The sequence below is a fragment of the Bacillus sp. GMa5/1 genome (genome assembly GCF_050172015.1).
Taxonomy (GTDB): domain Bacteria; phylum Bacillota; class Bacilli; order Bacillales; family Bacillaceae_G; genus Bacillus_A; species Bacillus_A cereus.
On the sequence record NZ_JBNLYC010000212.1, the window covers coordinates 1 to 6,181 of the forward strand.

Here is a 6,181-nt window from a genome sequence, read left to right on the forward strand (position 1 = left end):
ATAAGATACATATTTTTCGTTATTACTTATTTTAAAATTAAATTTATTTAATACTTCTTCTATAGTGTAACTTTCATCCTTATTCTCCAACGTAATACTGGCATCAAATGGTGTTACTTCTTTCGTTGTTGCATCCATCATTCTGTTAAAGCTGATTCCTGTAGATAAAGCCACCATTGTAAGGCATAACATTAAACAGATTACAGACATGGATATAAAATTTGTATTAACCTTACTATTTATTTGTTTGATGATAAATATATTTAACCCTTTAAAATAGACTTTTCTATTCTTCTTTACAACATATAATATAAATCCAGATAAACTAAAGAAAAACAGCAATGTACCTAATATGCCAATAATGATAGATACCACGAGCATAGCATTAGTAAAATTCAATCCGATTTTTAATACAGTCACATATGGATATCCAGGTGGTGCTGCACACATAATAAATGTGATTACATAGATAAGAGGATTTCTAAATTTTAGATCTTCATTTTTTCTACCTGCTGTTAACAAATCAATTATTTTGTATTTAGAAACAACATATACATTAAATAACATAACAAGTAAAAACATGATTCCAAAGTATAATACGCTTTTACCTATAGCACCTGTTGAAATTGCAAATTTATATTTATTGATGGGCAAGTCAAATAGCTTTAATGCAAATGTAGATAACCCCTGCGATACTACAATACCTATTATAAGTCCACTCACTAAAGATATAACGCCAACTAGAAATGTCTCTGTTACTAATATTCTGGATATATTTCTTCTTCCCATACCTAAAGTCATGTATATTCCTAATTCTTTTTTACGTTTTTTAATTAAGAAATTATTTGCATACAATATTAAACCACCTAATATTACGGATACAAATACTGACACATTTGAGATAGCCTTCATTACTGTAGGCACATACTTTCTATCTGAAGCATTAATTTCCATAAGTGCCTTTTGTGATTCTATAGAGTTAAAGCTATAAAATATACAAACAGCCAGTGTTAGTGTTAAGAAATATATTGCATAATCTTTAAAACTTTTCTTTACATTCCCAATAGCAATCTTAGAGTACATTATTATCGTCACCTCCAAGAAGGGTTATAACTTCGATAATTTTAGTAAAGAATTCTTTTCTAGAATCATTCCCTCTTACCAACTCGATAAATATTTTTCCATCTTTAATGAAAAGAATTCTACGAGCATAGCTTGCTGTAAATGCATCATGAGTAACCATAAGTATTGTAGCTTTTAAATCCTTATTAAGACTTTCAAATCTTTCGAGTAATAATCTAGCTGATTTAGAATCTAACGATCCTGTTGGTTCATCTGCAAGTACTAAAGATGGATCTGTTACGATAGCTCTTGCCGAACCAACCCTTTGTTTTTGTCCGCCTGACATTTGATAAGGGTATTTGCTTAATACTTGTTCAATGTCTAAATACTTTGCAACTGCTTGTATTTTCCCATCAATTTTTGAACTTTTCTCACCTTTTATTGTTAACGCTAGGGCAATATTTTCATAAGCAGTAAGGGTATCTAATAAATTAAAGTCCTGAAATATAAACCCTAATTCATTTTGTCTAAACTTATCTAGTGACTTTGATTTTAACCGAGTAATGTCACTATTATTTATCATTATTTTTCCCGTCGTAACATTATCAATCGTTGATATACAGTTAAGTAATGTAGTTTTGCCACTTCCTGAAGGCCCCATTATCCCAACAAATTCTCCTTCATCTACCTTAAAACTAATATTATCTATAGCCTTTGTTACATTATCTTTATTACCATAATATTTTTCAATCTTTTCTACACTTAATATATTACGCATTAATACTTCTCCTTTTTCATCATAAAAATTCTTTAACTCCCATTCATTTATGTAATTCATTTTATATAAATTCATTTATAGTATCGATGGGATTACATTTCATTAACATTACATTTTTGTTATATTGAGCGATACCTCTACATGTAAGTTATCAGAAATCGCGATAGTATAAGTAAGGATTATTCGATGTTTTACCAAAGGGGCAGGTAAATATTGTATTAACCAAAAAAAGTCCCTTGAAATGAGGACTTGTTACGGATCAAGAGCGTAAAAAAATTCGCCAGCGACAAGCGGAGGGGATTGCTGTAGCCAAATCTCAAGGAAAACACTTAGGACATCCTCGGGTAAACCTTTCGACGCTAAGCAAACAACAAATATATATAATAGAAGAAACTTATTCAAAATGGAAGAGTGGAGAAGTAACAGTTGTTATGTTTATGGAAATGTTAGTGCTACGGAAAAACACGTTTTATAAAATAATGAAGGAATATGAAGAAGCAAAGTAGCATCTCTGCTATAAGAAATGCTACTTTACCACTAGTTGCAAGAACGCTGGTACTACCTCATACTTATCAAGATAAGGATGTAAAGTATCTTCTAAACAGAAATTTTGTATTTTTATAGCATTGAAGTTCATTTTTTATCGTTTTGAAGAAGAATTTTTTCTTAACTTGATAGAGATGTGGTGCTACCCCATATAGAATGAATTTGATTCTTATAGCTTCTTTATACGGTTCTGTTGCAAAAACTTAAAAACTTTTACAAATAATCTCTAAACCCTGGACTATTTCTCTATAAAGGTGTGTAATCAGTATGGAAAAACAAAATTTATTCAAGTGAAAGCATTATCAAAATCTTTATAAACGACTCTTTATAACACCGGCCATAAAGTTTAAGATAATATTCGCTGCAACATGTGGTGTATAATTTTGTTGATGATCATACCAAGGGCTTACTTCATTAATATCTATTCCAACCACTTTAGATTTTAATGCAATTTCATAAATACTATCAATTACCTCATATGGATATAATCCATTTGGATTAGGAACACTACATCCAGATATAAAAGCTTGATCCATAGAATCGACATCTACAGATAAATATACCCCCTCTGTAGATTTTGTCACATGATTTATAGCTTCTTCTATAACCTTTTCTCTTCCCATTCTTCTCAAATCATATAACGTCCAAATTTTAGCTCCTCTACTTTCTAATTCTTCCATATAATAATTAGAATAAATAGGCGCTCCAATCCCTATAATTGCGACATTATTATAATCAATTTTATCTTGTAAAGTTTTTAACCAATGACCTGAGTGCTCTTTACCTTTTAACGGATCTCTAAAATCAAAATGTGTATCGAAAATAATAACACCAAATGAATCATTACCTAATCTATTATACATCCCTCTAATAATTGGATCAGCAATTGAGTGGTCACCTCCTAAGAAAATTGGAATATGCCCCTGTTCAATATTGGATACAGCTTCTTCCATGTTTTTATAAGATTGCTGCAAATCATGTACAATATCTACGGATCCTAGATTATAAAAAACGCTTTTATCTAGAGAAACTCGTTTATCAGCACAATAAAGACTATAGCTGTTTAAAACATCTAAAATGCTTTGTGGACCAAATCTAGTACCTGGACGATGACTAACTGCATAGTCAAATGGGAAGCTTAGGAATGAGAATTTTGTCATTTCATTATTTTTTGATAGATTATCAAGTGACTCCCAATTATCTGCTATCCATTTCACAGAAGAATCGTTAACTACTTTTAGTTTATGAATATCCATAATACCACTTCTCCCTTAAAAAATTCGTTTTCTATCTTCTATTCAAAAGTAATACATCGGCTTGTTTTGCAGCATTTTTAGCATATTGTAAGGCCATTTCTGGAGTCTTTGCTTCTGTAACTAACCTAGCAACAAAATCTCCATTAGAAAGTGGTGGATAATTAACCTTATCACCAATTTTCGCCATAACCTTTAAATCGGAGACCCCTGGCAATTTTTTTAGTGATTCTAAATTCGAAATCCCTCCAAACTCTCCAGTTTCTGGTATACTTATACCGAAAATAGCTGCTCCTTTATTTGAATTAACTTTCCAGGTCAATGAATTACCCAAGGCAGTTTCTACTACCATTTCACACGGATTAGAATCAAGGGCTAACTGAATCATATGACTTCCAGCCATATCTCCCATTAGTCTTGGATTTATTTCTATAATCTTAACTTGTCCATTTTGAATGCGACACTCTGTATGAATTACCCCACAATCTATATTTAACATCTTAAGTGCCAATGCCACCTCCTTGTACAACAAGTTCGTATAAGCATTGTTTACAGGAAAATAAGCTCCTGCTTCTACAAAATACCCTCTCTCAGTCCCCATTAATGCTTTACCAGTTACACCAATAAGTTGAATACTTTCTCCTTTAAATTGAATGGTTTCCACGCTAAATTCATCACCATCAATATACCCTTCTAATAGTACTCCGCTTGCTAATGATTGTCCTGATGTATTAAGCCCCCAGCTTTCAGCTATTTTCATGTATTCTATCAATTCATCTTCAGAATTAATCTTTACTACATTCCAACTATCATTTGCATCTTGTGGTTTGGCGATAAATGGGTATCCATTTATTCTTGCAAAATTAACAGCTTCTTCAATTGAATATGCCAATTGAAATGGAGGATTCAGATATGGGCAATGCTTTTTAATATTAAGTCTCATTTTATATTTATTACGAACATCCTTTGCTGCTTGATAAGAAATACTAGGTAAACCTAAATCTTCAGCTACAAAAGAGGCTTGTGGCACATAATAATCGTGCGTAGTAGTTACACCATTTATTGTATATGTATTATTTAATTTACGAACTGCTTTTAATAGGTGATCTAGATTATTTGTATCACACTCTAAATAATTAACATCATTCGGCAAAGTGGTATTATACTTTTTTATATCCTTACAAACTACAGTAATTCGGTATCCTCTTTCAATAGCATAGTCTATTGCTTTCTCTCCTGCCCCGCTCATACTAACCTCAATAAACACAATATGCTTATTCACGAAAATCCTCCTTATTTAATAACAACAAATAGATTGCTATTTCTCTAATTACAAATATACTACCTATTGTAATTTCATTTACATTAGGTAGTATATTTTATATTTTAGTTGCTCAATACTTTATCTGGATTTTCTCTTCTATATAATCCTTTTAACACTACTTCATCTGGTGTATTATTTTCCTCCCAACTATTGTAGTCTTCCATTTTCCGATCAAATCCTTTTAGATTAGTCTCATCCCATACTCTTTCTCGAACTGCACAGTATCCTTCTTGCTCTTCAGCTCTTACATGAGTTGCAAATTTTGAATTCCAAATTTCTTTTAAATTATTTATTCGAATATGTCCTAAGAATCTGCCTAAGCCATTACAGTCATACACTTCTCCATAAAGATTTACAAACATCCCAACATTAACTTGACGACATTTGTAACCTCCTGCCATTGGCAAAGAAGGATTATAAGTAATTCCAAATTCTTTTTCATCAATTTCTTTTAAACGATTAATAAAGCTATTCGCTCGTTCTTTTTCAAATAGTTTTGATTTTTTATCTGCAATTCCTTCTGGAATTAATGTAGTAATATAGTTATGAACATTATTTCGACGACACCATCTAAAAATTCTTTCAATATCTTCAAAGTCCTCATTCCTAGGTGTGACAACTAAATCAATTGCTAACCTTGTTGGAATTGATTTGGTGAAACCTTTTACAACTAGTTTTTCAAGAATTTTCTCTAGATACGCACCGTATCCTTTTACCTTAACAATGTCATCGTTAATTTCCTGACTTGTAGAATTGTACTTTAAAAATATAGTTGCCCCTAAATTATATAAACGATCTATTGATTCATCATCTAAATGCCACCCACTTGTAAAAATAACTGGTGTCATTTCATTTTTATGAATAAACTCAATTACTTCCCAAAATCCCTCATCAATCATCGGTTCCCCAGAACCAGGGAATTCTACAGTACGTGCTCCCAATTCTTTTGCTTGTAAAATTAAACTTTTTCTATCTTCCGTAGTTAACGGCTGACGCTCACCTTTATTAAAACGATCGGGAGTACGATCACAATAATAACAATGTAGTTTACATTCACTTGTAAAGTCCATATCCAATAATAACATTCTATTATCCGCTTTAGCTGCCTCTACTTCTTCTTTTGAAAAATCAGTTCCTTTAGCCCACAATACTTCAATTTTTTGCTTTGCTTGTTCTAAATGTTCTTTACTAGTTAAAACCTCAGGTAACATTTAATTT

The 6,181-nt window shown here is 31.5% G+C and carries 5 protein-coding genes and 1 pseudogene; 1 reads left to right on the top strand and 5 read right to left on the bottom strand.

Annotation, left to right across the window (positions count from 1 at the left end; all coding sequences use genetic code 11):
* A partial coding sequence (locus tag ACQGSG_RS25565; RefSeq protein ID WP_426948307.1) for an FtsX-like permease family protein occupies positions 1-1,083 on the bottom strand: 1,083 nt, incomplete at its 3' end.
* Positions 1,073-1,840: an ABC transporter ATP-binding protein gene (locus ACQGSG_RS25570; RefSeq protein ID WP_001244401.1), complete on the bottom strand. Its 768-nt coding sequence runs from the start codon at positions 1,838-1,840 to the stop codon at positions 1,073-1,075. The genes ACQGSG_RS25565 and ACQGSG_RS25570, both read right to left, overlap by 11 nt.
* Positions 1,841-2,091: 251 nt before the next feature.
* Between ACQGSG_RS25570 and ACQGSG_RS25575 the strand changes: the two are divergent.
* Positions 2,092-2,346: pseudogene (locus ACQGSG_RS25575) on the top strand (recombinase family protein); the annotation flags it as partial.
* A 351-nt stretch (positions 2,347-2,697) separates the two neighbouring features.
* Here ACQGSG_RS25575 and ACQGSG_RS25580 read toward each other — a convergent pair.
* The 3 genes from ACQGSG_RS25580 to ACQGSG_RS25590 form a co-directional block, all read right to left on the bottom strand.
* A complete protein-coding gene (locus ACQGSG_RS25580) occupies positions 2,698-3,642 on the bottom strand; it encodes an agmatinase family protein (protein WP_121868713.1) in 945 nt (314 codons plus the stop codon).
* Positions 3,643-3,673: 31 nt separating this feature from the next.
* Positions 3,674-4,921, bottom strand: a complete 1,248-nt coding sequence (locus tag ACQGSG_RS25585; protein ID WP_325842780.1) for an ATP-grasp domain-containing protein — start codon at positions 4,919-4,921, stop codon at positions 3,674-3,676.
* 104 nt (positions 4,922-5,025) lie between these two features.
* A complete protein-coding gene (locus ACQGSG_RS25590) occupies positions 5,026-6,174 on the bottom strand; it encodes a radical SAM/SPASM domain-containing protein (RefSeq protein WP_098877601.1) in 1,149 nt (382 codons plus the stop codon).
* Positions 6,175-6,181: the final 7 nt, after the last annotated feature.